General features: G+C 62.0%; 20 protein-coding genes. 2 read left to right on the forward strand and 18 right to left on the reverse strand.

The window, feature by feature from the left end; all coding sequences use genetic code 11:
• Window positions 1–20: 20 nt before the first annotated feature.
• The 7 genes from Q4G32_RS00995 to alr all read right to left on the reverse strand — a co-directional run bounded on the left by Q4G32_RS00995 (window position 21) and on the right by alr (window position 6255).
• On the reverse strand, window positions 21–854 hold the full coding sequence (locus Q4G32_RS00995) for a GAF domain-containing protein (RefSeq protein WP_303348573.1): 834 nt from the start codon (window positions 852–854) through the stop codon (window positions 21–23).
• Between the two features lie 54 nt (window positions 855–908).
• Window positions 909–2036 carry a tRNA (adenosine(37)-N6)-threonylcarbamoyltransferase complex transferase subunit TsaD gene (gene tsaD, locus Q4G32_RS01000; RefSeq protein WP_303348575.1) on the reverse strand — a complete coding sequence of 376 codons (1128 nt, stop codon included), beginning with the start codon at window positions 2034–2036 and terminating at the stop codon, window positions 909–911.
• Window positions 2026–2571, reverse strand: coding sequence for a ribosomal protein S18-alanine N-acetyltransferase (rimI, locus tag Q4G32_RS01005; protein WP_303348578.1), 546 nt, complete (start codon window positions 2569–2571; stop codon window positions 2026–2028). The genes tsaD and rimI overlap by 11 nt, the downstream gene beginning before the upstream one ends.
• On the reverse strand, window positions 2568–3329 hold the full coding sequence (gene tsaB / locus Q4G32_RS01010; protein WP_303348580.1) for a tRNA (adenosine(37)-N6)-threonylcarbamoyltransferase complex dimerization subunit type 1 TsaB: 762 nt from the start codon (window positions 3327–3329) through the stop codon (window positions 2568–2570). The genes rimI and tsaB overlap by 4 nt, the downstream gene beginning before the upstream one ends.
• A gap of 178 nt (window positions 3330–3507) precedes the next feature.
• Complete coding sequence (locus Q4G32_RS01015; protein WP_303348582.1) at window positions 3508–3792, reverse strand: hypothetical protein; 285 nt, start codon at window positions 3790–3792, stop codon at window positions 3508–3510.
• A gap of 65 nt (window positions 3793–3857) precedes the next feature.
• Entirely contained in the window at window positions 3858–4391 is a 534-nt protein-coding gene (locus Q4G32_RS01020) for a hypothetical protein (protein ID WP_303348584.1), read from the reverse strand.
• Window positions 4381–6255: an alanine racemase gene (gene alr, locus Q4G32_RS01025; protein WP_303348586.1), complete on the reverse strand. Its 1875-nt coding sequence runs from the start codon at window positions 6253–6255 to the stop codon at window positions 4381–4383. Before alr ends, Q4G32_RS01020 begins: the two co-directional genes overlap by 11 nt.
• Window positions 6256–6407: 152 nt before the next feature.
• On the opposite strand from alr, the gene Q4G32_RS01030 reads away from it, so the two are divergent.
• Window positions 6408–7718, forward strand: coding sequence for a glycosyltransferase (locus tag Q4G32_RS01030; RefSeq protein ID WP_303348587.1), 1311 nt, complete (start codon window positions 6408–6410; stop codon window positions 7716–7718).
• Entirely contained in the window at window positions 7715–8548 is an 834-nt protein-coding gene (locus Q4G32_RS01035) for a phosphatase (RefSeq protein ID WP_303348588.1), read from the forward strand. Before Q4G32_RS01030 ends, Q4G32_RS01035 begins: the two co-directional genes overlap by 4 nt.
• Window positions 8549–8628: 80 nt before the next feature.
• On the opposite strand, the gene mgrA is transcribed toward Q4G32_RS01035, so the two are convergent.
• The 11 genes from mgrA to Q4G32_RS01090 all read right to left on the reverse strand — a co-directional run bounded on the left by mgrA (window position 8629) and on the right by Q4G32_RS01090 (window position 26058).
• Window positions 8629–9726: an L-glyceraldehyde 3-phosphate reductase gene (mgrA, locus tag Q4G32_RS01040; RefSeq protein WP_303348589.1), complete on the reverse strand. Its 1098-nt coding sequence runs from the start codon at window positions 9724–9726 to the stop codon at window positions 8629–8631.
• A 67-nt stretch (window positions 9727–9793) separates the two neighbouring features.
• On the reverse strand, window positions 9794–10516 hold the full coding sequence (locus tag Q4G32_RS01045) for an AAA family ATPase (protein ID WP_303348590.1): 723 nt from the start codon (window positions 10514–10516) through the stop codon (window positions 9794–9796).
• 370 nt (window positions 10517–10886) lie between these two features.
• Window positions 10887–11477 (reverse strand): GNAT family N-acetyltransferase, encoded by a 591-nt coding sequence (locus Q4G32_RS01050; RefSeq protein ID WP_303348592.1) that lies wholly within the window; start codon window positions 11475–11477, stop codon window positions 10887–10889.
• A 203-nt stretch (window positions 11478–11680) separates the two neighbouring features.
• Window positions 11681–13615: a malto-oligosyltrehalose trehalohydrolase gene (gene treZ, locus Q4G32_RS01055; RefSeq protein ID WP_303348593.1), complete on the reverse strand. Its 1935-nt coding sequence runs from the start codon at window positions 13613–13615 to the stop codon at window positions 11681–11683.
• A gap of 82 nt (window positions 13616–13697) precedes the next feature.
• Window positions 13698–16166, reverse strand: coding sequence for a malto-oligosyltrehalose synthase (gene treY / locus Q4G32_RS01060; protein WP_303348594.1), 2469 nt, complete (start codon window positions 16164–16166; stop codon window positions 13698–13700).
• Window positions 16167–16251: 85 nt separating this feature from the next.
• Entirely contained in the window at window positions 16252–18447 is a 2196-nt protein-coding gene (gene glgX, locus Q4G32_RS01065; protein ID WP_303348595.1) for a glycogen debranching protein GlgX, read from the reverse strand.
• Window positions 18448–18550: 103 nt separating this feature from the next.
• Window positions 18551–20230, reverse strand: a complete 1680-nt coding sequence (locus Q4G32_RS01070; RefSeq protein WP_303348597.1) for a bifunctional ADP-dependent NAD(P)H-hydrate dehydratase/NAD(P)H-hydrate epimerase — start codon at window positions 20228–20230, stop codon at window positions 18551–18553.
• A complete protein-coding gene (locus Q4G32_RS01075) occupies window positions 20227–20634 on the reverse strand; it encodes a holo-ACP synthase (protein ID WP_303348598.1) in 408 nt (135 codons plus the stop codon). The genes Q4G32_RS01070 and Q4G32_RS01075 overlap by 4 nt, the downstream gene beginning before the upstream one ends.
• A 107-nt stretch (window positions 20635–20741) precedes the next feature.
• Window positions 20742–22616: a glutamine--fructose-6-phosphate transaminase (isomerizing) gene (gene glmS / locus Q4G32_RS01080; protein ID WP_303348600.1), complete on the reverse strand. Its 1875-nt coding sequence runs from the start codon at window positions 22614–22616 to the stop codon at window positions 20742–20744.
• A 203-nt stretch (window positions 22617–22819) separates the two neighbouring features.
• Window positions 22820–23962, reverse strand: a complete 1143-nt coding sequence (locus Q4G32_RS01085) for a mannitol-1-phosphate 5-dehydrogenase (protein ID WP_303348602.1) — start codon at window positions 23960–23962, stop codon at window positions 22820–22822.
• Window positions 23959–26058 carry a PTS mannitol transporter subunit IICBA gene (locus Q4G32_RS01090; protein ID WP_303348603.1) on the reverse strand — a complete coding sequence of 700 codons (2100 nt, stop codon included), beginning with the start codon at window positions 26056–26058 and terminating at the stop codon, window positions 23959–23961. The genes Q4G32_RS01085 and Q4G32_RS01090 overlap by 4 nt, the downstream gene beginning before the upstream one ends.
• Window positions 26059–26104: the final 46 nt, after the last annotated feature.

The following is a 26104-nucleotide window of genomic DNA, read 5'->3' on the forward strand; positions in this document are numbered from 1 at the left end:
TCCTTCCGTGGTTCCTGAGTCTAACTGTCTTGGACCAGGTTGGCTGCACAAGCAGCCAGGCCAGCAAAAATGACCAGCGCATTGGCATCGTTTCTGTCCAGCGAGCCAGTCTGGGGCACATCAAAGGTCAGCATCCCGAATGCTTCATCGTCAATGACAACGGGGCAGGCCACAAATGCTTCGTACCCTGATGCCGTTCCGTTCCAATGTTCCGGTCGCTCAGATGGGTTGTTGACATCGTTGCAGATCAACGGCTGTCCGCTGAGCAAGAATTCCTTGACCGCAAACCATCGCGGGGTATCTGGCTCAAAACGGCGCGGCTGGTCCAAGCGGCCGCTGGAGACCACGGCTTCCAGAGCCAAGGTTGAGTCGAGCCTGTAAAGCACCACACGGCCGCTCACGTGGCGTGTTGCCAAGACGCCCAGAAGGTTGCGTGCAATCAACTCATTGATGACCTTGAACTGCGAGCGGCGTTCAGGCTCGGGCTGCACCATGACTGCTCCGATACGGTTGACCACCTCACCAACACTTTCGCCCAGCCGATCAACCAATCCCTCCTGGGACTGCATGCGTTCCTGATGCGATGCCTCTAATTGTTGGTGGCGGTTCTTGGATTCACGTGCGTCCAAACGGCTACGAATTTCCAGTAGAACAACGCTGGTGGCTCCTAGTACGAATACTGCAATGGCCAGGAGCATTGCCACAGAGGGTGGCCACAAGCTGTCCATTCGGCCGATCCAAAATGTAGCCACTGGAGCCAGAACCGTACCCAAGGCCCGCAAAAGCCACGCGGGAAGACGCCCCCACCAGGACGCTGGTCTGTGGTCGGCGGCAGGTATGGATGTGGTGCTCACTCAAACACGTTAAAACGCGGCTCTGACAACACAGTCAGGGCTGGTGAGCCGCTGTCAGCCCACGGTCACCGCAGTCACCGGCAAGCCAGGATCGGCAGCGAACCCCAACGACGACGCCCCTACTCCCCGGGACACCAACCTGGCGCCCAGGGCTGCCACCATTGCCCCGTTGTCCGTGCACAAGGACAGGGGTGGCACCACCAGACGGATGCCGCGCTCGGAGCATCGTTGCTCCAGCAGTTCACGCAACCGTGAATTGGCCGCCACTCCCCCACCCAGCAGCAGCGTGGTGATGTTGTTCTCCGTGGCAGCCAGAACAGCCTTCCGGGTGATCACATCCACCACAGCTTCCTGAAAGGATGCCGCAATGTCCGCCACGGGTACTCCTTCCCCCGCTGCCTCATAAGCCTCGACCACCCGGGCCACCGCAGTCTTGAGCCCGGAGAAGGAAAAGTCGTACCGGTGCTTGCCGGGAGCTTCCGCTGAACCCATGTACTTGGCGTTGGACAAACCCCGCGGGAACCGGAAAGTAAGGGGATCACCGGATGAAGCAGCTTGGTCAATGGCAGGCCCACCCGGATAACTCAAACCCAACAGCCGTGCCACTTTGTCGTAAGCCTCACCAGCAGCGTCATCAATGGTGGCGCCCAACAACGCGACGTCGTCCGCCACATCTCCCACACGCAAGATTTCGGTGTGCCCACCTGAAACCAGCACAGCACCCAGACCGGGCACCAGCTCGCCGTCGTCGTCGATCAATTCCCGGGCAATGTCCGCGCCGCTGTGTTCCAGCAGCCCCACGGACACGTGCGCCACCAGGTGATTGATTCCGTACAGGGGTTTGCCGCTGGCCAAAGCCAGCGCCTTGGCTGCGGAAACCCCCACCATCAGGGCACCGGCCAGCCCGGGACCAGCCGTGACTGCAATGGCATCCACTTCATCCAGGGTGACCCCGGCCGTTTCCAGGGCCTGGTGGAGCGTGGGCACAAAGGCTTCCACATGGGCACGGGATGCAATCTCTGGAATGACCCCGCCAAAACGCACGTGTTCCTCCATGGAGGAGGAGACCGTGTTGGCCAAAAGTTGGCGGCCGCACACAATTCCCACACCGGTTTCATCACAGGAGGTTTCAATCCCCAAGACCAAAGGTGCGGACACGGACGGGATGGTTTCAGTGGTCATGAGTGGTGTCCTGAGTTTCAGTGCCGGAGCCCACGCCCATGTGGCTGGTCAGATCGGTGGTCGTGGACGGGGTGGCCAGGGCCAGTTCAGCGCGCATGATCAAAGCGTCCGCTCCGCCGGGGTAGTACCTGGGCCGCACCGTCAGAGCCACGTAGCCGAACCGCTGATACAGCGCCTGCGCCCGGTGGTTGTCCACGCGTACCTCCAACAGCACCTCCCGCGCACCGCGCTCCTTGGCTTCCCGGTGCAGTGTGGTCAGCAGCGCCGTCCCCACACCCTGCCCTTCATGCTCCGGAGCCACCGCAATGTTCTGCACATCCGCGGTGTCCGCCACCACCATCACCCCGGCGTAGCCCATCACCTGGCCGTGTGCCTCAGCCACCCAATAGCTGCGCGTGGGGTGAGTGATTTCGGACAGAATCATCTCCAGGGACCAGGCATCCTCCGGGAACAGTTGTTGTTCCAAAGTCTCAATGGTCGCCACATCTGCCACCGTGGCCGCCCGCAGATTCCATTCCGGTGCCCCTGGCTTCACGAGGTGGCCTTTTTACGCGGGCCCGGCACCTTGGCATCCGATTCACGCAAGTACAGCGGCGTGGTGTTCGTGCTCAACACCCCACCACTGTTGACGACGTCGCCCGCAGCCAGTCCCAGCGACGCCGCCGTGGGCTGCCATTGCGTGGGAGGGGCGGCCAGTCTTGCCCCGGGAATGGGAGCCAGGACAGCACCCGCCAACTCTTCCGTGTAAAGCCCGGCACCACGCCCGTAGACAGGCAAGGCGGGCAAATCGGCGGCCGGACCCACGGACGGCCCCTGCACCACCGTGGCACGGGCACCACCCATCAGGTACTTACCAACGGGATTACCTGATTCCGCATCCCGCTGGGTGGTCCGGTAAACAGCCCAGTAAACCTCGCGGCGTCGTGCATCCGTGGCCACCACAAACTCCGCCGGACGCGCAGCGGTAGGTAGCACGGCAACGTCATGCGCTATTGCTTCCAAGCTGCACATGCCGTACACCGGCAGCTTCCACGCGTACCCAAGGGTGCGGGCCGTGGCCAAACCGGCGCGCAGGCCGGTGAATGGCCCCGGGCCGGTTCCCACCAGAACACCATCCAAGTCGGTGGCCTGCAGATCAGCCGCGGCCAGGACGGACTCCACGGCCGGAGCCAGGACTTCTGCGTGGGAGCGGGTGTCAGCAGTTTCCCACTGAGCCAGAACACGGGGGGCGTCATTGGTGACGGGGGTATCCGTGTCAACCACAGCCACGGAGGCGGCAGCGGAGGAATCCATACACAGCACAAGCACCCGCTCAGTCTAGAGCCTGCGTTGGGTGCTGAAGGGTGTCAATGGACTTAGAGCGTGCAATGGAACGCAGCGCCTGCACTGCGGCGGTGGGAGCTGCGGCGGTTGAGAGCAGTGCCCCGTGAGCCCCAGTAGCACGTCTAGGGCAGCACCGGTACAGAGTCAGTCAGGGAGTCCGGAGGACCGTGAGCACCAGGATCAATACGGGCACCAGGCCCACTCCCCACGCCACGGAAATGATGGCCCAACCGGCAAAACCCTGGCGTCCCGCTGCCAATGCGCCCAACACACCGAAGGCCGAAGGCAGCATCATCAACCAAGCCGGGCGGGCCGTGCTGGTTCCGGACCAGTCAATCAACACGAACAAGGAGACAAAGGCCGCGATCATGCACAGCAGCGTCAGCACGGGACATTCCCGGCGCGGTTCAGGTTGGTCATAGTGCTTCAGCACACCGTTGCCCTCCCGCCCGCAGCATCTACCGGGCTGTGCCCAGTACGTGCACCGAGACTAGCTGCTCAGGCAGAGCCTGTCAGGGCGATCACAGAGATCAGCCCCACGAACAACACCAATCCCAGCCCTGCCGATCCCCACGCCAAACGACGACGCTTGTCCAGCAGGGCGAACAACGCTCCGAGCACACCAAAGGCCAGTGGCGCAACGTAGAACCACCTGGGCCACGGGTTTTCGGGATCTCGCCAGTCCGGGACCAGAAACACAATCAGGACCGCCATGATCATGCAGGCGTAGACCTCCCAGGGCTTTCGGTTGGGGTCCCTGGGTGGACGCCGACTGGGCGGAAACAATCCCGGCCGCACGGCCTGCTGGGAGTCAGTGGGCCGGCTTTCCGAATGTGCTGATCGGGACGTGGCTCGCTGACGGGCGTCCTGCACGCTGTTTCCGCTGCCCGCTCCTGAACCGGTTGGACCTGTTTCTGCGCCGGCTGGGGCCGCTCCGGAACTGGTTTGTTCGCGCAGCTGTTGTTGCCGGGCGCGCTGCTGGTCAGACATCTTGCGCCCGCGTCTGGCGTTTTTGTTGCGTTTATTGGACACCGGGTTCAGCCCTTCCGCAGCTCAGGTCAGTCAGGTCAGTCAACGGTGCGTTGGCCCAGCGCGGGCCAAAAGCACGAATGATCATTCTGCGTGGCTCATCTCCGTCCGCATCAGACTCCTCGGCATCCGGTTCGGCCTGAAGCTCTGCCACAACGGAAGCCAGGTTGGCACCCGCAGCCATGGCGTCAAGAACCCCGGCGTGCTGCGCTTTTCCGCCCACTGCACGGTCGATGGTGATTTCCAACCGGGAATCAGTGAGGTGTTCCACCTTGCCATGCCCCCACTCCACCACGGTGACGGAGCTGGGCAGTGTTTGCTCCAGATCAATGTCATCCACCTCTGCCAGGGTGGCCAGCCGATAAGCATCAACATGGACCAGCATGGGTCCCCCCGGGTTGGAACCGGCAGGATCATTGGGGTGCTGACGGGCCAGCACAAAGGTTGGGGAAATGATGCCCTCCCGGACTCCCAAGCCAGCACCCAACCCCTGGGTGAACGTGGTTTTCCCCGCACCGAGTTCTCCGGACAGGATGACCAAGTCGCCGGGTTTCAGGTGCGCCGCCAGGTGTTGGGCCACACGCTGGGTGGCAACAGCAGACTCCGGATGGAAAGTCAGGGACCAGACGGGCTCACGGGCGGCGTCGGCGTCGGCGTCGGCGTCGGGCGCATGATCGCGGCCGGTGTCCACGTATTCGCGCGGGACGCGAGGGGAGATTCGGGTGACAATCTCATAGTCAATGGTCTGCGCGGCCTGCGACCACAGGCGCACGGAGGGATTCTCATCCGCACCGAACAGGACAGCTTCCGCCCCCACCAGCCCGTTCTGCGAGTTCGCCGCCAGACCGGGTGCGCCCAAGTCCACCACCATCTGATCCATGGCCACCCGGCCCACTTCGGCATAGGTGACCCCCTGGATCTGGACGGGGCCACCAGTGCCGATCCGGGGAACACCGTCCGCGTAACCCAGCGGAATCAGCGCCAAGGTGGTGGGCCGCTCAGTTCGATAGTTGAAGCCGTAGGAAACTCCCTGACCAGCGGGAACGTCCTTGACGTTGCTCACCGTGGTGCGCAGGGTCATGGCGGGGATCAGACCCAGATCGTGCGCGGAACGGTCCACAAAGGGAGAAATCCCATACACGCCGATCCCCACGCGGACCAGGTCACACAGCATGGCTGCGGGATCGTCCATCTCTTGCGCGTCAAAGGTGCCGGGGGTGTTGGCTGCGTGCAGAAGCCGTGGATTCAGCCCCGCCTCACGAGCCATGCTCACAGCCTGGCGAAAGGTGCTCAGCTGTTGGTCATTTTCGGGGGCGGCAGGATCATCGGCAGCACCCAGGTGCGTCATGATTCCCACGACGTCGATCGCCCCCGCCTCCACCGCCACAACCGCCGTGCGCAACACGGCTGGCCAATCCGCCATGGTGTACCCGTTGCGGCCCAGGCCGGTGTCCACTTTGAGGTGAAGCGCGGCGGTGCGTCCCATCCCAGCGGCAGCCTGAGCGATTTCCTCCAGTTCCCAGCCTGAGACGCCCAACTGGATGTCCTGGTGGATGGCCGCTGCAAAGTCCGTAGTGACGGTGTGCAGCCAAGCCACCACGGGTGCGGTGATCCCGGCCTGGCGCAACTCCAAGCCCTCGGACACATGCGCCACACCCAGAAAATCTGCCCCAGCCTCCACCGCCGCCCGTGCCACCGGCACCGCACCGTGACCGTAGGCATCCGCTTTGACCACCGCCATGAGCTGGGCCGGTGCAGCCAAGCTCTTCAAATGCCGGACATTGTGCCGGATGGCAGCCAGATCAATCACGGCGGACCGTTCTGGGCGGCGTACGCGGTTTAGAGGTGGTTGGCTTTCTGAGGTCACGCTCCCATTGTGGCACTGGTGGACAGTGGGCTCAGCGCCGGTCCGCGAGTCCGGCCCTGAACTCTGAACACGGCAAATGCGTTTTTGCGGCTGCTGAAGCGCATTCCCCACGTCCAAAGTTGAGTTCAACCACCACCACGTACCGTGGTGGCGTGACCACTGCGCTACACATCTCCACTCAGCCCCCAGGGCGGCTGCACATTGCCCTGCTGAGTGTGCACACCTCGCCCCTCATACAGCCCGGCCAAGGGGACGCCGGAGGAATGAACGTGTACGTCCGCCAGCTGGCAGATGCGTTGGTGAAGTTGGGGCACCGAGTGGATTTGGTGACTCTGTGGCGCCGTGCAGAGCATCCACATGAAACCGCACCGCAGAGCCTGTGGACCTGGTCCGAGCTGGGCAACCACCTTCACTTGCTGGAAATTACGCTGCCGCAAACCGTGGACGCCACCAAAAATGAGCTTCCCGAACATCTGGGGCTGATCGCCAACACCGTGCAGGCGGCCTACCGGGACATCGGCCAGGAAACTCCGGATGTGGTGCACGGACACTACTGGCTTTCCGCCGTCGTGGCGCTGATGCTGGCACAAGACTGGGACGTTCCTGCGGTGGCCACATTTCACACGACGGCGCTGGCCAAGAACCAACGTGCTGGTGTTGACGAGGCCCCTGAGCCGCAGCTGCGGGCGGATGCTGAACGTACGGTCCTCCAAGAAGCTGCGGGCATTGTGGTCAATACGGACACGGAGGCTCGGGCTCTGATCGAGCTGTACGGGGCAGCGCCGGAAACGGTCAAGGTGATTGCCCCGGGTGTGGACACTACCGTTTTCCACCCGGCGCCCGAACCCGGTGAGCCAGGGGTGGCTCCCTCTCCGGCCCCAGAAGAACAATCATTCACCATCGGATTTGCCGGACGGTTGCAAGCGCTCAAAGGCCCGCACATCCTGATCAGCGCAGTCCACGCCCTACGCCAAGACAGACCGGAATTGGCGCCACAGGTGTGGATTGCCGGTGTGGGGCCGCAGCAATTCACAGCCGACCTGGAATCCAGCATCCGGGATGGGCACCTGGAGGATGTGGTGAAGCTGGTGGGGTCCATATCCGTGGGCGAGTTGGCGCAGAGGTTCCGGAACTCGGATGTGGTGGCGGCGCCGTCGTCGTCGGAGACTTTTGGTTTGGTGGCCCTGGAAGCGCAGGCGTGTGGGACGCCGGTGGTGGCCACGGATGTGGATGGATTGCGCCATGCCGTGGTGGACGGGGAGACCGGGTGGTTGGTGCCCGAGCGCTCAGCCGCCGCTTGGGCCAAGACCCTGGCGGAGGTCGCGGCAGATCCGGAAGAGCGGGAACGGCGAGGCAAGGCTGCAGCAGGCCGGGCGCAGAGATTTTCGTGGTCCGCCAACGCCCGCGCGCACGTACAACTCTATGCGGACCTGCGCGCCCGTCACCCTAGAGTGGAGGGGTGACTGAACCCAACGCAGCCCACTCAACGCCCTCAGCCCTTCACCACAGTGCACCCATGACCCGCGACCTGCTGATGGAGCACCTGGACAGCACCCGGATCACCGGGCACGTGGCCACCCCCAGAGAGGCCAATCTGGCCAATATTCACGACTTCCTGGCTTCCTCCGAACACCAGTACATGGGCATCACCCCGGAGCCTGCGGACACGTGGGAGTCCGTATTCCAGCTCATGGTGGCCGCAGTGGGAATCAACCCTGATCCGGCTCATGAACACGGCCAGGACACCATCAGCGCCCAGTCGTGCGTGGATGCGCTGGAGCGCTATGCACAGGTTTTTTCTGAGGTTGTTCGTGCGGGTGGGAACGTTCTGTTTGCCACCGCGCATCCGGCCGCCATGCCGGCTGTGTACGGACCCATGGCCGCAGCCGCACGGCAAGCAGGCGCTCACGTGTTGACTGTGACCGGCGGAATCCCTTGGGACACGGGGGATGTCAGGGCCGTTGGGGACATTGTGATGGTGGAGCAGTACGGGGGTTTGCGTCACACGCATCGGCCGGAACCCATGGAGTTGGCGCTGGACCAATTGGAGGCCGCCCACGCCGCTGATCCAGCGCAGCCCCTACCCGATCTGATCGTCACGGACCACGGAATGGCAGGTGCCGCCGGAACACGCGGCTATCGCGTGATCGCGGTGGGAGATTGCAATGACCCGGCGGTGTTTGTGGGCCAAGCCCAAGGACTGATTGACGTGGTGGTACCGCTGGACGACAACGTCCCGCCTCATGCCTACGCCCCCATGACTCGCTACATTCTGCGCCACGCACGGCTCTGAGCGGCAGCGAACCCTCACGCCACTCGGCCATCACGGGCTGATCGCCGAGTGGCGTGAGGGTTCGTCATCCGGGTGTGGTGTCAGTCCGTGGATTCCGTGGCCTTGGCCCAGATGTTGACTCCAGCATCCACCGCGAGTTCGTCAATCGTGGCCAACTCGGCTTCCGTGAACTCCAAGTTGCGCACAGCCGCCACGCTGTCCTCAATCTGCGAGGCTTTGGAAGCCCCCACCAGGGCGGAGGTCACCTGACCGCCGTCTTGCTCACGCAACGTCCAGGCAATGGCCATTTGCGCCAAGGACTGCCCGCGACCTTCCGCGATCCGGTTCAGTTCACGGATGTGTTCAATGTTCTGCTCGGTCAGCCAATCGGGGTTCAGGGACTTGGACGCTGCCGCGCGCGAGCCCTCCGGCACACCATTCAGGTACTTGTCTGTGAGCATGCCCTGAGCCAGTGGGGTGAACACAATGGAGCCCATTCCCTGGTCAGTCAGGGTTTGCACCAGATTGCGGCCGTGCGACGGCCCCATGGAGTCCGACGACGGCGTCTCAATCCACCGGTTGAGCATGGAGTATGACGGCTGGTGAATCACCAGCGGGGTCCCTAGTCCCCGCATGATCTGCTGGGCGCGTGCCGTCAGATCTGCGCTGTAGGAGGAGATGCCCACATAGTTGGCACGCCCGGAACGCACAATGTGGTCCAGCGCCCGCATGGTTTCCTCCAGCGGGGTCTCCGGATCGGGCCGGTGGTGGTAGAAAATGTCCACACGGTCCAGGCCCATACGCTCCAAAGACTGGTCCAGGGAATCCACCAGGTACTTACGTGACCCACCAAATCCGTAAGGCCCCGGCCACATGTCCCAGCCGGCCTTGGAAGAGATCACGAGTTCTTCACGCAGCCCTGCAAAGTCCTCGCGCAGAATGCGACCGAAGTTCAACTCCGCCGACCCATTGGGCGGACCGTAGTTGTTGGCCAGGTCAAAGTGGGTGACACCCAGGTCGAAGGCCTTGCGCAGAATCTCTTTCTGGGTCTGCAACGGGGTGTCATCCCCAAAGTTGTGCCACAGCCCCAAGGAGATCGCAGGCAGTTTGAGCCCGGAATCCCCCAGTGCGCGGTACGGCATGTGCTCGTAACGGTCTTCCGCCGGCGTCCAGCGTGTGCTCTCTCCGTAAATCAACATGCCTTCTATTACACACCCGGCCCGCCTGGTTCGCCAGAACTTGGGCAGACACTCCGGACCAATCTCGCTAAGAGCTGGACGAACCCAGCATCTGGAGGAATTGGTGTGGTTCGTTCAGGAACATCCGCCAGCCGCGCACCAGGTCTAGGTCATCGTAGGACCGTTGGCGTAGCCCCCACGGCCCCACTTCCATCAAGTCGGCTCCCGGCAGTGCGGCAAGAATCGGTGAGTGAGTTGAAAGCACCACCTGCGAGCCTCTGGCCACCAGCTGGGTCAGTTGGTCAAGTAACGCAAGACACCCGGACAGGGACAGTGCCGACTCGGGCTCATCCAGAACCCAAAAGCCAGCGATTCGTGAGCGCTGCTCCACGTAGTCCAGGAATGCTTCCCCATGGCTGCGCTCGTGGAGTCCACCCAGTCGAATCTCCTCCAAGTAGGTAAAGTGGCTGTGCATGGCCTCAGCCCGTAGGAAGACCCCGCGTTTTGAGGCACCCACGCCACGCACCATCTGTAGGTGATTCACCAGCTCGGATTCTGAAGCACGTGTTGTGTGCAGTGCAGAGTGCGTGCCGCCCTCCGGGTTCAGCCCGAAAGCAGCGGCCAAGGCTTCCACAATTGTGGATTTACCCGCCCCGTTCTCTCCGACGAACACCGTGGCCGGCCCAAGTTCCAGACCGCAGTCCAGAATGTGCCGCACGGCTCCCACGGTGGCGGGCCAGACGCCCCGGTCCATCGGCGCCTCTGCATCTTCCTGAACGCGCCGCACCGGCAGTCTGCTGAAGGGCTCCATACCGGCCAGTCTGCCAGGGCCCACAGTTCCATCAGGGCACACCAACCGTGGACACACATGATCCGCACGGTCATACTTTTGGTATGAGTTAAAGACGATCAAAGTCACTGTGGAGCTGCGCGATGCCCTCAAAGCGCAAGCAAGTCACCACAATCGAAACATCGGCGAGCACCTTCGGCACCTACTGGAGGTACAAGCCCACCGGGGGCGCTTCCGGCAAGTCCAGGTAGCCATGGCTCAGGTCCCATCGGATGGCGACTACATCCGGGAAATGCGCGACTGGACTAGCGACGCATGGACTCTTGATTCCCAGAGGAGAGCTTTTGGTGCTCTCTGCGGGTCATGGACCATGACGGGCGCAAGGTTCAAATCAACGAGTCTCCAGATATTCAGAACTGAGGATCCCCATCTGGACTTGATCCCAGTATCTTCCGTCGTGGAAGGCAGCCGCACGTCTACGGCCTTCCACAACGAAGCCTGCTCGTTGGTATGTTCGGAGAGCACGAACGTTGAATTCCCAGACGGCTAGCTCGATCTTGTTCAGCGCCAGTTCGTCGAAGGCGTAGCGTTTCAACACAGATATTGCATCGGCGCCGAAACCTTGTCCTATGTGCGGGCTGCCGATGATGATGCCCAGCGTCGCCGCCCGCACGATCGGATCGATTCCCCACAACGTCAGATGCCCAACGAGCTCTCCGGTCACAGTATTCTCAATGGAGAACCCGACAGAACTAGAGGTGCTATTCTCGCTCCACTTTCGGAACATATCGACTTGGGATGAATAGGGAGCCGGCATGACTGTGGCAGCCTGATACGCCATCCACTTCGGGTCGTTCCACCAGGCTGTGAGGTCATCAAGGTCTCGCTCCTCAAGCGCACGCAATCGCACCTTATGGCCAAGAAGAAGTTCTGTGGAGTACCGCCCGGCGCTAGGCCATGGATCGGTGAATTCATCGCTCATATCGCAACTCCCATCATTAGTACATGAGGTGAAACGGAAATCGCTTCTAGCGCCTCAACACCTGCCAGCTCGCCGGCGATCGCGTTCAGACAGTAACTCTACCGAGTATGCCAACCCGACTCACGCCTGGTCTTGTTGAGCTCTAACGCATCAATGGTGCTGACACATTTGTCATACGTAAATTTTGTGGAATTTGAAGAGCATCAGATTCGCAAGATAGCAGTTCCGTAGGCCGGCAATGTCACGACGGCGCCGCCCAACTCGCCGCTGGAAAGCTCAGCCTGGCCACTGGTCCAGAGCGTTTCCGCCTCAACCGGGACCTCCACGGACACCTCAGCCTCAGCATCCGAGAAGTTGAACACCACGGCCACACCGGAGACCCCCTCACGGGATACACCGTGGGTCAAGCGAGCCAGTTCACCCCGATACAGCACCAACGTCTTGGTCGACTCATCCGCAACAGCCCGGATGGAGCGGAAATCCTGCTCCGTGAGCTCAGGAGTGGAACGCCGCAGAGCGATCAACTCCCGGTAGGCGGTGTGCACGCGGGCGTGGGCGTCGTCGTCGCGTTCTGAGCGCTGGAGAATTGCAGAGGTGAAGGTGGCCGGGTCCTGCGGATCCGCGATCTCCGACTCTTTCCACCCCATTCGCGCAAACTCCCCGATCCGCCCCTTGCGCACGGCCTCGGCAAGTTCGGGCTCGGGGTGTGAGGTGAAGAATGGCCACGGCGTGGAGGCGCCCCATTCCTCCCCCATGAACAGCATGGGGGTGAACGGCTGAGTCAGCAGAACAGCCGCGGAAAGCACCTGTTGGTCCGTGGAGAGGAACTGGGAGAACCGGTCACCGGCAGCACGATTGCCCACTTGGTCGTGGTTCATGATGTAGCTGACGAACTGCCAAGGCTGCTCCACGGCGGGGTCCACGGGGTGACCGTGCGAACGGCCGCGGAAGGAGGAGAAGGAACCGTCGTGGTAGAAGCCGCCGCGGTAGCTCTTGGCCAGAGATTTCAGCCCGGCAAAGTCCTGGTAGTAGCCCTGCTCTTCACCGGTCAACGCCCAGTGAGCGGCGTGGTGCCAGTCATCCAACCACTGCGCATCCATGCCCAAACCGTCCTGCGCCACGGGCCGGATCATGCGGGGATCATTCATGTCGGATTCGGCGATCAGATACGACGACCGCCCCGCACGCGCCGCCGTCTCATGGGCCACCTGGGACATCTCCTGCAGGATGTGACGTGCGCGTACGTCCTTCAAAGCGTGCACCGCATCCACCCGGAAACCGTCCACGTGGTAGTCCTCCACCCACATCCGGATGTTGTCCAAGATCAGGTCTCTCACCCCGTCTGAACCCCAGTCATCCAGGTTGATCTGCTCGCCCCAGGAGGAATTTCCGGCGGTGAAGATTTCCAAGAATTGGGGCAGGTAATTTCCCGAGGGCCCCAAGTGGTTGTAGACCACGTCCTGCACCACGGCCAGACCGCGCGCGTGGCAGGCATCCACAAATCGCTGATACCCCAGCGGGCCGCCGTATTCTTCCTGCACGGTGTACCAGGCCACGCCGTCGTAACCCCAGTTGTAGTGACCGTTGAAACCGTTGACCGGTAGCAGCTCAATGGTGTCAATTCCCAGCTCCACCAACTCGTCCAGGTGCTCGATGGCGGCCTCAAACGTCCCTGCTGGGGTGAACGTGCCCACGTGCAGTTCGTAGAGAATCGCGCCTTCCAATGGCTTGCCGGTCCACTGCGCGTCTGACCACTGGAACTCACCGGCATCAAAGGTGCAGGAGAAATCGTGCACTCCCTGCGGCTGCCGCGGTGAACGGGGATCGGGCAGCACCTCAGAGGTCAGGTGCTGCTCGTGATCGGTGCCTTCGTCCTTGGTCTTGGACAGGATGTAGCCGTAGCGCACCGTACCCTGGGGCACCTCCCGCGCAGCCGAATCCGGCAGGGCCCACCAACCGTCAACCCCGCGCTCAGTCTGGGCGTATCGCGGCTTGGGTTCCAGGCCGCGCGGATGGTGCTCCCCCAGCTGGGCCGCGGGGATCATGTCAAAATCCTGGCCATCGATCCGCACCGTGACCCCCGCGGCATGCGGAGCAAACACGTCAAAGCGGTCCAAATGAGTTCGGTTGTCAGTCATGAGCACATCAACTCTTCACACAATCGGTGGGGCCGGTGGCGGCCCACAATTCTTGGTCGGTCAGATTCAACGACGACGCCGGTCACGCCTTGCGCAGCAACGCCACCGGCAGCAGATCCAGGATCTGGGCAACTTCCACCCGACCCTCAAAACGGCCACCGGTCAGCTCCTCCACCCATGCGCCTTGCGATAGATCAACGGTGGTTTCTCCCCATCCACCAGCCTGAGCCAACCCCATGGGTAGGCGGGTCACCAGTGTGATGGCGCCACCGCGGTCAAAGCCGAACAGATGATCTGCTGCCCTGCCCTGAGCTTGGACAGGGTTGTACTCCGTGAACAGCTCCGAGCGGTCCCGGCGCAGGCGCAACGCCCTGGAAGTGACCAGCAATTTGGCTTCACCGGACTCATCAACGGCGGGGACAGAATGGGCGCGGGCGATGCTTGGATCATCACGACGAGCATCCACAGCTGCCAAACGCTGGGCAAGATCGTGATAGTCCACCGGGCGTCGATTGTCCGGATCCACCAGAGCCGCAGCCCACAGCTCACTGCCCTGGTACACATCCGGAACACCGGGCATGGTCAGCTGGACCAACTTCTGCCCCAGCGCATTGCTGTAGCCGGGCTGTTCGATCTTGCGAACAAAACCCTCAAAAGCTCCACGCACAGATGGTTCATTCAAGACCACCTCCACAAACCGCGTGAGATCTTGTTCAAATTCCTCCGAGCCGTCCACCCACGCGGTGGCGGTCTGGGCTTCCCGGGCAGCCTTCAAGGCATAATCCACTGCGCGCTCGCGCTCAATCGGCCAAGCCCCCGCCAGGGCTTGCAGCACCAGATTGCCCAGCGTGCGGTCACTCAGTGGACCAGCACCCACAGCAGCGGCTTGTTTCTGCACGTAAGCCACCGTGGATGCCCAGTCATTGGCAGCTTCAGCCAGAACGGAGATGCGGGCGCGGACGGATTCAGAGCGTTTGGTGTCATGCGTGGACAGCGTGGTCATGGCCAGAGGTTCTTCCCTGTGACGCTGCTGCATGTGCGCATGAACATCATCCGGAGACAACGCAAAGATGGAGGGGTCTCCCCCAACTTCCGTGAGAGAGGTCAACCGGGAGTAGCGGTAAAAGGCCGCATCCTCCACTCCCTTGGCCATGACCATCCCGGAGGTCTGCTGGAAACGGCGGGCCACGGGAGTCAGATCGGTCTCCAAAGCCGTCAGTCCCAACACCGGACCCAACTGAGTGATCACTGCCTCCAGATCACTGCGCGCAGCAATGGCCCGCTGCAGTGCACCCTCAAGGTGCTCCACACCATCTGGAAGATAAGTTCTGTAGACGTCAAAGTTGGCCAGAATCTCACTGAGGCCATCCACCAACTGCTCGTGGCTGAGTTCCGCAAGAGCGGGCTCCGCCGCAGCCTCTCGCGCCAGGCGCTCAACTTCCGCGTGTAACGCACCATCCACCACAGCCCGTTTAGTGCCGTGGATCATGCGCAACCAGTTCCCATCCTGCGTGCCCGCAGCGGTGGAAGCCTGCCGTAAGGAAGCGTCCAACGTGGTCAGTGGATAGGCTCCGTCCGGGTCCACGAACAACCGATCCACCGTGCCCAGGGCGTCATAACCCGTTGTTCCGGCAGTGGAGCCGTTCTCCAACCATTCGTGAGGCAGAGTTTCCCCGGGCTCCAAGATTTTTTCGATCAGCACGTACCGGCCACCCGTGATGGCCTGCAGATCTTTCAGGTAGTGGCCCGGATCCCGCAGTCCGTCAGGGTGATCAATGCGCAGACCATCCACCAGCTGGTCATCGAACCATCGTTTGATTTCCGTGTGGGAACGTTCCAGCACGTCAGGGTCCTCAACCTGCACCCCGGCCAAAGTGGTCACGGTGAAAAAACGGCGATAATTCAGTGCCGCGTCCCCGGTGCGCCAGTTGACCAGGCGGTAATGCTGGCGCTCATGCACGGTGGCCGCATCTTCCACCACTGCACCCGCGGCATCCAGCGTGTAGGTGCCATCAGCCAGCGGATACAGGTTGTCCCAGTACGCCAGGACCGGTTCCCCGTCCTCCACCCGGACAGTCAGATCGGACAGCGCCTGTTCCGCTTGACCGGGCAGAGCCACGCCGTCGTCGTCCGAGTCGTCCCCCAGCACGGGGATCATGAGCTTGCCGCCAAACGCCTCCCAGTCGACGTCGAAAGCTGCAGCATGCGGTGAGGCTGCCCCCTGCTTCAGCAGAGACCACCACCACGGGTTCTGCCGTGGCTCAGCCACACCCTGATGGTTGGGCACCACGTCCACGATCACACCGAACCCGACCTCATGAGCGGCCCTGCACAGGCGATCAAAAGCCTCCCGGCCTCCGCGAGCGCGGTCGATCACGGTGGGGTCAACCACGTCGTATCCATGCTGTGAACCCTCCGTGGCTTGCAGCACGGGCGAAAGATAGATCCAGTCAACGCCCAGGTCCCGGAGGTATTCCAGTTGTTCGGCAGCCTGGTCCAGAGCAAAGTCTGGGGTGATCTGCAGTCGGTAAGTGGAAGCCGGGATACGCACGGTGTGAAGAACTCCTGTTGCTGGTGCTGTGCACGGTTCTAGACCCGTGTCCGCACCCGCGGGCGGGTGCGGACACGGTGAGGGGTCACTGGTCGGGCTGGGACTGCGCGGAGTAGGCGGCAACGGAGGCTGCCACGGACACATCCGGGTCCTCTTCCGGTTCCTCCCACTGCCGTAGCACCACCACGGACTTTGCCTTCAGCATGAAGGTGGTCGAATGGGTGAGGACCGAGCCATCGCCGTGTTCTCCAGCGGTGTCCAGCAGTTCCTCCCACTTGGTGCCATACGGTGCCGGCGGAACCGTGACTTCAACATCTTCCGGGGAGGAGTTGAACCACACAATGAAGTCCACGTCTTTGATGCGGCGTCCCCGGCGGTCCACACCTGCAATGCCATGCCCGTTGAGCCACATGCCCAGCGTTCGGGACAGGGGTTCATCCCAGTCACCCGGGGACATGGGGGTGCCGTCCTTGTCCAGCCAGACAATGTCTGGCATGGGATCGCCCACGCTGAGTTCACCCATGTCCACGGGGCGTCCGTCAAAGAACTGTCCACGCCGGAAGGTGGGGTGATCACGCCGAAGATGGATCAGCGCAGCGGTGAACTCCATCAGCGGGGTGTCGGCGTTCTCCCAGTTGATCCAGGAGATTTCGTTGTCCTGGGCGTAGGTGTTGTTGTTACCGCCCTGGCTGCGGCCCAGCTCATCGCCGTGCAGCAGCATGGGGGTGCCCTGGGAGAGCATCAGCGTGGCAATGAAATTGCGCTGCTGACGGGCGCGCCAGGCCAAAACCTCCGGGTCATCGGTGGGGCCTTCCACCCCGCAGTTCCACGACCGGTTGTGATCTTCGCCGTCGTTGCCGTCTTCACCGTTGGCCTGATTGTGCTTTTCGTTGTAGGAGACCAGATCCCGCAGCGTGAAGCCATCGTGGGCGGTGACAAAGTTGATGGAGGCGTACGGGCGGCGGCCGCTGTTTTCATAGAGATCGGCGGAACCCGTGATGCGGGAAGCAAACTCCCCCAAGGTGGAGGGTTCGCCACGCCAGAAATCACGCAGCACGTCCCGGTACTTGCCGTTCCACTCGGTCCACTGCGGCGGGAAATTGCCCACCTGATAACCGCCAGGGCCAATATCCCAGGGCTCAGCAATCAGTTTGACCTGGGAAACAATGGGATCCTGCTGGACCAGTTCAAAGAAGGTGGAGAGCTTGTCCACGTCGTAGAACTCGCGGGCCAGGGTGGAGGCCAAATCAAAGCGGAAACCATCCACGTGCATCTCGGTCACCCAGTACCGCAGTGAATCCATGATCAACTGCAGCGAATGCGGATGCCGGACGTTCAAAGAGTTACCGGTACCCGTGTAGTCCATGTAGTAGCGGGGATCGTCTTCCGTGAGGCGGTAGTACGCCTGGTTGTCGATCCCCCGCATGGACAGTGTGGGGCCCAAGTGATTGCCCTCCGCGGTGTGGTTGTAGACCACATCCAGGATCACCTCAATGTCTGCGCGGTGCAGTGCCCGGACCATGGCCTTGAACTCCTGCACTTGACCACCCAGAGTGGTGGAGGAGCTGTAATCGTGGTGTGGGGCAAAGAAAGAGATGGTGTTGTAACCCCAGTAGTTACGCAGCCCTTTTTCTTCCAGCGTGGAGTCCTGCACAAATTCGTGCACCGGCATCAGTTCAATGGCCGTGATCCCCAGCTTCTTCAAATGGGAAATGACCGCCGGGTGGGCCACACCGGCGTAGGTGCCGCGCAGATTCTCCGGGACCTCCGGGTGCAGCTGGGTCAAGCCTTTGACGTGAGCCTCATAAATCACAGACTTGTGGTAGTCACGGTCCGGGGAGCGGTCACCCTCCCAGTCGAAGAACGGGTTGATCACCACGCCCTTCATCATCAACTGCGCCGAGTCCTGGTCATTGAAGGAATCCGGGTCACCAAAGTTGTAGGAGAACAACGGCTGACCCCATTCGCGGACAAAGCCGTCCACAGCTTTGGCGTAGGGGTCCAGCAGCAATTTGGCGGGATTGCACCGGTGCCCAGTGGCGGGGTCCCACGGCCCGTGCACCCGATAGCCATAACGCTGACCGGGCTGAATTTCCGGGAGGAAGCAGTGCCACACGTACCCGTCCACTGCGGTCAGCTCAATGCGGGTTTCGTTGTCGTCTTCGTCAAACAGACACAGCTCCACGCGCTCGGCAGCCTCGCTGAACAAGGCAAAGTTGGTTCCGGCGCCGTCGTAGGTTGCCCCCAGGGGGTAGGGCTTTCCTGGCCATACTTCGGTCACGAATCAAATCTCCTGTCCAGCGACTGTCAGTTCGGGCCATGATGGCCACATTGGTTTCGAGCTTACTCGCCCGACCTCCCGCACGCGGTACTAAGTACCCTGCTTATGCCCAGGGGAAACGAGGCTCACGGGTCAGGGCGGCGCGAATATGCTCCGGTTGACACGGTTGCGGGCCCTCCCCCTGAATCCGGGAGGCGGTTGCGTGCAGTCCTACACCCACTGCGGCCACCAACGCCCACCTACCTTCCCCGTGGAACTGCTCCAGCAACTGCGCCCTCACGGATGGGGTGAGCGGTGCGGTCTCCAACCACTGCTGTACTCCTTCTGCAAATACCTCACCGCGTCCCTCCACATGTGCCGCCAAAGTTCCCAAAATCCCGGCCAGACAATCCCCGGAACCTGCCGTGGCAAGCCACGGACTACCGTGCCCGACGACGAACGCCGGGCCACCACCCGCACCTGCCACCACCGTGGCTGCTCCTTTGAGCACAACGGTGGCTCCCGTGGCAGAAGCGGCCGCCCGCGCCCAGGTCAACGGATCACTTTCAATGCGGTGCCGGGAGGGAGCCGCCTCCATCCGTCCCCAGGCCTGGCACCAGCGTAGGAGCTCAGCGAGCTCACCGGCATGCGGGGTGAGAATGTGGTGGGCAGCCAGATCACGATCGGCCAGGGCCCGGCCCACGGTGTCCAGTGCCCCGGCATCCAGCACAGCGGGCTGGTCCAGATCCAAGATGGTGCCGATCCGTCCGCGCTGCTGATCGTCAACGGCACCGGGGCCTGCCACCCACGCTTGCACGTGCACCACGTCCGGATCATCCGCGCTGGCCACCACCTCCGGGCTGGTCAGAGTCACCATGGTCTGGGTGTTCTGATCCCCCAGGTAGCGCACCATCCCGGCACCGGCGGCCACTGCGGATCGCGTGCACAGCACCGCTGCTCCCGGATATTCAGGGCTGCCTGCCACAACACCGAGCACACCGCGGGTGTACTTGTGGTCATCCGCGCGCGGGGTTGGCCACAATTGCTGCACATCCGTTGCTTGCAATGTGATCACCGGTGGCACTGGCAGATGGTCTTCAATGCCGATCTCTACGGGCACCACATGTCCGCTGACCGAGCGTCCGGGTGGTACGGCGTGGCCCGCTTTGGCTCCGCCAAAGGTGACGGTGGTGTTGGCCATCAAGACGTGCCCGTTGTGAGCACCGGTGTTTGGATCCAGACCGGACACGGTGTCCACGGCCACCACCACAGGCCGAGCCGCGGATGAACCACCGCGGGTGGAATCGCGAAGACGTGGCGCTGAATCTGTGGCATCTGGGCTTTGTACCGCGGCAGAAAAACGCTCTACCAACTTCTTGAAATCGCCACGCAGCCCACCGCGAGCGCCGGTGCCCAACACTCCGTCAAGCACCACAGCCGCCGCCAGACAGCTCTGCAAGGCAGCATCTACACCTGTGTCAGCCAGTCGGTGGACGGGAATCCGGGCTGCCCGTACTGCCGCTTCCGCCTCAGCATGGAGGTGGTCCCCCGTTGCAACAACAGTCACAGCTGCGCCGCGCCGTCGTAATTCCACCGCGGCCCACAGTGCGTCTGCCCCGTTGTTACCCGTCCCCGCCAACACGGTCACTCGGGAGCCCGGCACACCGCCGGAGTCACGCAGCAAACGAACACACTCCACACTCAGAGCGTGCGCGGCACGGCGCATCAGCGCAGGCCCAGAACCTTGGTCAAGGAGTGGTTGTTCAGCTGCCCGGATCTGCTCACCGGTCCACGCGGGAATCATGCCGGCTCAGCACTGTCTGCACCCGGTACCGCCTCCGGCAGGGAGTCCACGGGAAATCCCTCGGCCACCACGTAAGCCATGGCCAGACCGCCATCGTGAGACATGGACAGATGCCAGCGGTCAATGCCCTGCTGAGCTGCTTCAGCCGCCACCGTCCCCGTGGTCCGCAACACCGGAGCGCCCCACTGAGTTTTTTCAATCCAGCAGTGCTGCCAGATCATCCCGGGTGGGGCTTTCAGCGCCTTGGCCGCCGCCTCCTTGGCGGCAAAACGGGCTGCCAAGGACTGCACCGGAAGCTCACGTTCGGATGGCACGAACAGCCGTTCCCGCAACCGTGGGGTGCGCTCCAGCTGCTGGGCAAACCGGTTGATGTCCACCACGTCAATGCCGGTACCAATGATCATGCGGTCAGCGTATCGCCTGGGGCAGACATCCCAACCGCGTGAGCTGGCATGAGTGCGCCACCGCAGCACAGCTACGGTGGCGCACCAGTTTCAGCAGCCCAGCGGACTCACTCGACCGTGACGGACTTGGCCAAGTTACGGGGCTGATCGACGTCGTACCCCTTGGCCTCGGCCATGGCGCAGGCAAAGATCTGTAAAGGCACCGTGGCCAACAACGGCTGCAGCAGGGTGGGTGACTGCGGAATGCGAATCACGTGGTTGGCGTAAGCCTCCACCGCGTGATCCCCTTCCTCTGCAATCACAATGGTCTCGGCACCGCGAGCGCGAATCTCCTGGATGTTGGAGACCACCTTGGAGTGCAGGGAGTTGCGGCCGCGCGGTGAGGGCACCACCACAAAAACCTTCTGGCCCGGTTCGATCAACGCAATCGGGCCGTGCTTCAACTCACCAGCCGCAAAACCTTCGGCGTGGATGTAGGCGATCTCTTTGAGCTTGAGCGCGCCTTCCAAGGCCACGGGGTAACCCACGTGACGGCCCAGGAACAGCACGGACTCCGTCTGACCCATGTCCGTGCCCATCGCCTTGATGGCATCCGCACCGTCAATCACGGTCTGGATCTTCTCCGGCATGGCCTGCAATTCACGCAGCACCTCACCGATTTCATCGGCAAACATGTTGCCGCGCAGCTGAGCCAGGTACAGACCCAGCAAGTAGGCCGCAGTGATCTGAGCCAGGAATGCCTTGGTGGAAGCCACCGCGATCTCCGGACCGGCGTGGGTGTAAAGGTTGGCATCCGATTCGCGCGGGATTGAAGAACCGTTGGTATTGCAGATGGCGATCACCTTGGCGCCCTGTTCCCGTGCGTGACGGATGGCCATGAGGGTGTCCATGGTTTCGCCGGACTGGGAGAGGGCCACCACCAAAGTCTTTTCGTTGACAATCGGATCCCGGTAGCGGAACTCGTGAGCCAACTCCACCTCGGTGGGGATACGGCACCAGTGCTCAATGGCGTAGCGGGCAACGTGGCCGGCGTAAGCAGCCGTGCCGCAGGCGATCACCACAATCTTGTCCACCGAACGCAGCAGTGATTCGTCGATCCGCAGCTCATCCAAGGTCAGGTGACCGGTTTCATCCAGGCGACCCAACAAAGTGTCGTGGACAGCTGAAGGCTGATCGTGGATCTCCTTCTCCATGAAGGAGTTGAAGCCACCCTTCTCTGCAGCAGCCGCGTCCCAGGTCACCTCGAACGGCTTGCCCTCCACTGGGTTGCCGTCAAAATCAGTGATGGAGTAATCCGTTGCTGTGATGGTCACAATCTGGTTGTTGTCCATCTCCACGGCGCTCTTGGTGTGCTGGATGAAACCGGAAACATCCGAGCCCAAGAAGTTCTCCCCCTGGCCCAGGCCGATGACCAACGGAGAGTTGTAGCGGGCAGCCACAATGCGGTCCGGGTGGTCGGCGTGAACGGCCAACAGGGTGAAGGCGCCTTCCAGCCGCTGAGCTGCCAGCTGCATGGCCAGGGAGAGATCCCGGCCTGCTTCCTTGTTGTAGAAGTCGCCCAGCAGAGTTGCCGCAACTTCCGTGTCTGTTTCCGACACAAAGCTGTAACCCTTGCCGGTCAGTTCATTCTTCAATTCGGCAAAGTTCTCAATGATGCCGTTGTGCACCACAGCCAAGCGGCCGTTGTCCACCACATGCGGGTGCGCATTGGAATCCGTGGGCCCACCGTGTGTGGCCCAGCGGGTGTGGCCAATGCCCAAAATGGCATCCGGCAGCGGGCTGACTTCCAGCTCCACGTCCAGGCTGGACACCTTGCCAGCCTTCTTGCGGTAATCGACCTTGCCATCGGCCACCACGGCAATACCAGCGGAGTCATAGCCGCGGTATTCCAGTCGGCGCAGGCCTTCCAGCACGTAGTCCAGGGCAAAGAGTTCACGGTCCGGCGTCTCGGGCAGACCCACATATCCAACGATTCCACACATGGGCTCAGCCTAACCCACGGGCACACCCGGAAACCGTTTGAGTTGCACAGATCAAGAGTCGCCCCAGTCACTAGAAGCAACTAGACAATTCGCAGCCTTCGGGTGCCCCGGAACACGGAAAGGCCCCGGTGCGGGTACCCAGCGGTACCGGCACCAGGGCCTTCCCTTTCAAGAGGTGGCTGTCTCTTCAGCCTGAGAACACCTCAGGCCGCCGCAAACGCTTCCGAAAGTGCCGGAAACAACGGGTGCTCTGCTGCAATACCGGTCAGCTCTGTGACCAGAGTGTCCGTGGCGGCTCGATCACCGCGGGCTGCGGTGAGCTTGGCCTGCAACTCGGCGGCTTCGGCGTCGTCGTCCACGGTGAAGGCCAGAGCGGCACCAACTGCCGCCACCAGGGCGGAGGCGTCTATGCCGCGTTCGGCAAGCTCAGCGGCCGGCCCCACAAATCGCTCGTTGCGGGAGATTTTGCGCAGCGGTGCACGGCCCACTCGCTCCACGGTGTCCGGTAGATGCGAGTTGGCAAAGCGGGTCAGGATCTTGTCCACGTAAGCCTGCTGAACCTCCGGAGAAAACCCGAATTTTTCAACCAGCAACGCCTTGGTTTCACCCAGAACACCAGCCACCTTGGCATGTACGGAGCTGTCCTCCAGCGCGTCCGAAATCTTGGAGATTCCGGCCTGGTAGCCAAAATAGGCCGTGGCAGCATGCCCTGTGTTGACCGTGAACAACTTGCGCGTGATGTAAGGGGCCAGGTCCTCAACCCAGGTGACTCCCGGAATCTCCGGACGATTGTCACCAAAAGCAGGTGATTCCACAGCCCACTCGTAATAGGTCTCCACCGTGACATCCAAGCCCTGTCCGGGAGCCTGATTGGGCACAATGCGATCCACAGCGGTATTGGCGAACACCGCAATCTGGTCAACGTCCGGATACGTCTCCCGGATGGAATCCGCCAGACCGTCCGTTGCGTTGATGGCATTTTCACAAGCCATCACTGCCACGACCGACCCGCCTGCTTCAGCTCGCGCACGCAGCCCTTCAGCCAGCGTTGGGGCAATGATCTTCAACACGGTGGGTCCCACTGCCGTGGTGATCACATCTGCCGTCTTGATCTGTTCCAGCAAACCTTCCTGGTCAGCGGCCGAGTTCACGCCCGAAAACCCGCTGACCTCAAGATCCCTGGCCTCCGCGCCGACCTCGTGAACCGTGTAGGTGTCCTGCTGGTTCAGAGCATCAATCAGCGGTGGCGCCACGTCTGCAAAAACCAGTTCATAGCCGGCTTCATGGAGCAACACGCCTACAAAACCGCGGCCAATGTTGCCTGCACCAAAATGTAGGGCTTTCATCCGTTCACCTTTCCAAAGATCTCCAAGATCTCCTCCGGAGTCTGGGCTGACTCCAGTTGAGCAAGAGATTCCTTCTTGGAAAAGATCTTGGCGATTTTTGCCAGCAGACCCAAGTGCTGCCCATCCGCGCCGGCAATGCCGATCACGTACTTGACTTCATGCCCGCCCCAGTCCACGGGCTGGTCATAACGGATGAAGGACATGGCCGAATCGTGAATCGCAGACTTGGCCTCATTGGTGCCGTGCGGAATCGCCAGTCCGTTGCCCATGAAGGTGGACACGGAGGACTCACGTTCGTGCATGGCGTTGACGTAGGAACGGTCCACAGCTCCGGTGTCCACCAGCAGGTCACCGGCCTGGTCAATGGCCACGCTGCGGGAAGCCGCGGTGGCACCCAGACGGATGGTGTCCGTGGTCAAGATCTGCTTCCCGGCGTCGGCAGCAGCACCTTCGCCTGCGGACGACGACGCACTCGCCTGTGCTGGGTCGGCCTGCGGCGCGGCACCTGCCCCACCAGCAGAACCACTCGCAGCACTCGTTGCAGCGGTTGCGCCGGCAGCTGCTGCCGGAACCGCAGCAGCTTCAGCACCACCCGAATTGTCACTGCCTTCACGCTGTTCGCGGATCAGTTCCACGATTTCGTCATACCGCGGTGAACCCATGAAGTTGTCCACGGACACGTGCATGGCAGATGGTGTGGGGGTCTGCGCCCGGTTCAACAGGTCCTCGTGGACCACCACCAGATCAAAGTCATCGCGCAGGTTGTTGATTGCGGAGTTGACCACGGAAACGTCGTTGCCAAAGCCTGCGTCCTTGATCTTGTTGCGCAGCACGGAGGCACCCATGGCAGAAGATCCCATGCCTGCATCGCAGGCGAACACAATCTTGGAGATGGTGTTCTGGGCAGCAGCCGCACCGCCGGTCAGCGCGGAGGACACGGAGGACTTCTTGCCCTTCATGCCTTCCATCTTGGCAGTGGCTTCGGCCAGATCGTCCTCTGTCTGCTTGGAGAAACGCAGGATCACGGAAGCCACGGCAAAGGAAACCGCGGTAGCGGCCAGCACACCCAGAATGATGCCCACATGTGACCCGCTGGCTGCGGTCAACATGATCGCAATGATGGAGCCGGGGGCGGCAGGCGAGGCTAATCCGACGTCGAAAATCTGGAACACGGCAATGCCGGACATGCCACCTGCGATGGCGGCGATGATCAGCTGCGGCTTCATGAGCACGTAGGGGAAGTAGATTTCGTGAATACCGCCCACAAAGTGAATGACAGCAGCACCGGGTGCGGTGGCGCGGGCGGTACCGCGGCCAAAGACCATGTAGGCCAGCAGAATACCCAGACCGGGTCCCGGGTTGGTTTCCAGGAGCAGCAGAATGGACTTACCTTGCTCCAACGCTTGTGCGCTACCCAGGGGCGTCAACAGGCCGTGGTTGATCGCGTTGTTCAGGAACAGCACCTTGGCCGGCTCAATGATGAGGGAGGTCAACGGGAGCAAACCGTTGTCCACCAGGAACTCAACAATCACGCCGGCAACGTTGGTGAACAGGTTCATGACCGGAGTCAGGAGGAACATGGAACCGATGGCGGCAATGGCACCGAAGATACCGGCGGAGAAGTTGTTGACCAACATCTCAAAGCCCGGCTTGATCTTGCCGTCCCACAGGGAGTCCAGCTGCTTCATGCACCATGCGGCCAGCGGGCCCATGATCATGGCACCCAGGAACATCGGCGTTGCTGGCCCATCACCGATGAAGACCGGTGAAGAGGTGCCCATGATGACACCCATGGTGGCGATGGCACCGACCACACCACCGCGGACGTCGTAGACCAGCTTGCCACCGGTGTAGGCAATCAGCAGCGGCAGCAGGTAAATCACCATGCCGCCCACCATGGTTTCGATTCTCTCGTTCGGGAAGAACCCGTCCGGAATGAACAGCGCCGTGATCAAGCCCCAGGCAATGAACGCCGCGATGTTCGGCATGATCATGGAGGACAGGAAAGTGCCAAAGCGCTGAACGGCAACGCGAACGCCGCCCTTCTTCTCAGCCCCGGCGGCTGCCCCCGTCTGTGAAGAGGTTGTAGTAGTCAAGACATCCTTCTTTGGATCGCTCCGTTACCGGGGAGTGAAGGAACCA

It is taken from the genome of Kocuria sp., from assembly GCF_030538595.1.
Classification (GTDB): Bacteria; Actinomycetota; Actinomycetes; order Actinomycetales; family Micrococcaceae; genus Kocuria.

Coding starts and splice junctions, on each gene's coding strand:
- treZ (WP_303348593.1), bottom strand. CDS start 13,615: ATGACTGACAACCGAACTCATTTGGACCGCTTTGACGTGTTTGCTCCG.
- Q4G32_RS01075 (WP_303348598.1), bottom strand. CDS start 20,634: ATGATCATTGGTACCGGCATTGACGTGGTGGACATCAACCGGTTTGCC.
- tsaB (WP_303348580.1), bottom strand. CDS start 3,329: ATGGATTCCTCCGCTGCCGCCTCCGTGGCTGTGGTTGACACGGATACC.
- mgrA (WP_303348589.1), bottom strand. CDS start 9,726: ATGTTGATTTACGGAGAGAGCACACGCTGGACGCCGGCGGAAGACCGT.
- Q4G32_RS01050 (WP_303348592.1), bottom strand. CDS start 11,477: ATGAGCGATGAATTCACCGATCCATGGCCTAGCGCCGGGCGGTACTCC.
- Q4G32_RS01045 (WP_303348590.1), bottom strand. CDS start 10,516: ATGGAGCCCTTCAGCAGACTGCCGGTGCGGCGCGTTCAGGAAGATGCA.
- glmS (WP_303348600.1), bottom strand. CDS start 22,616: ATGTGTGGAATCGTTGGATATGTGGGTCTGCCCGAGACGCCGGACCGT.
- Q4G32_RS01070 (WP_303348597.1), bottom strand. CDS start 20,230: ATGATTCCCGCGTGGACCGGTGAGCAGATCCGGGCAGCTGAACAACCA.
- tsaD (WP_303348575.1), bottom strand. CDS start 2,036: ATGACCACTGAAACCATCCCGTCCGTGTCCGCACCTTTGGTCTTGGGG.
- Q4G32_RS01085 (WP_303348602.1), bottom strand. CDS start 23,962: ATGAAAGCCCTACATTTTGGTGCAGGCAACATTGGCCGCGGTTTTGTA.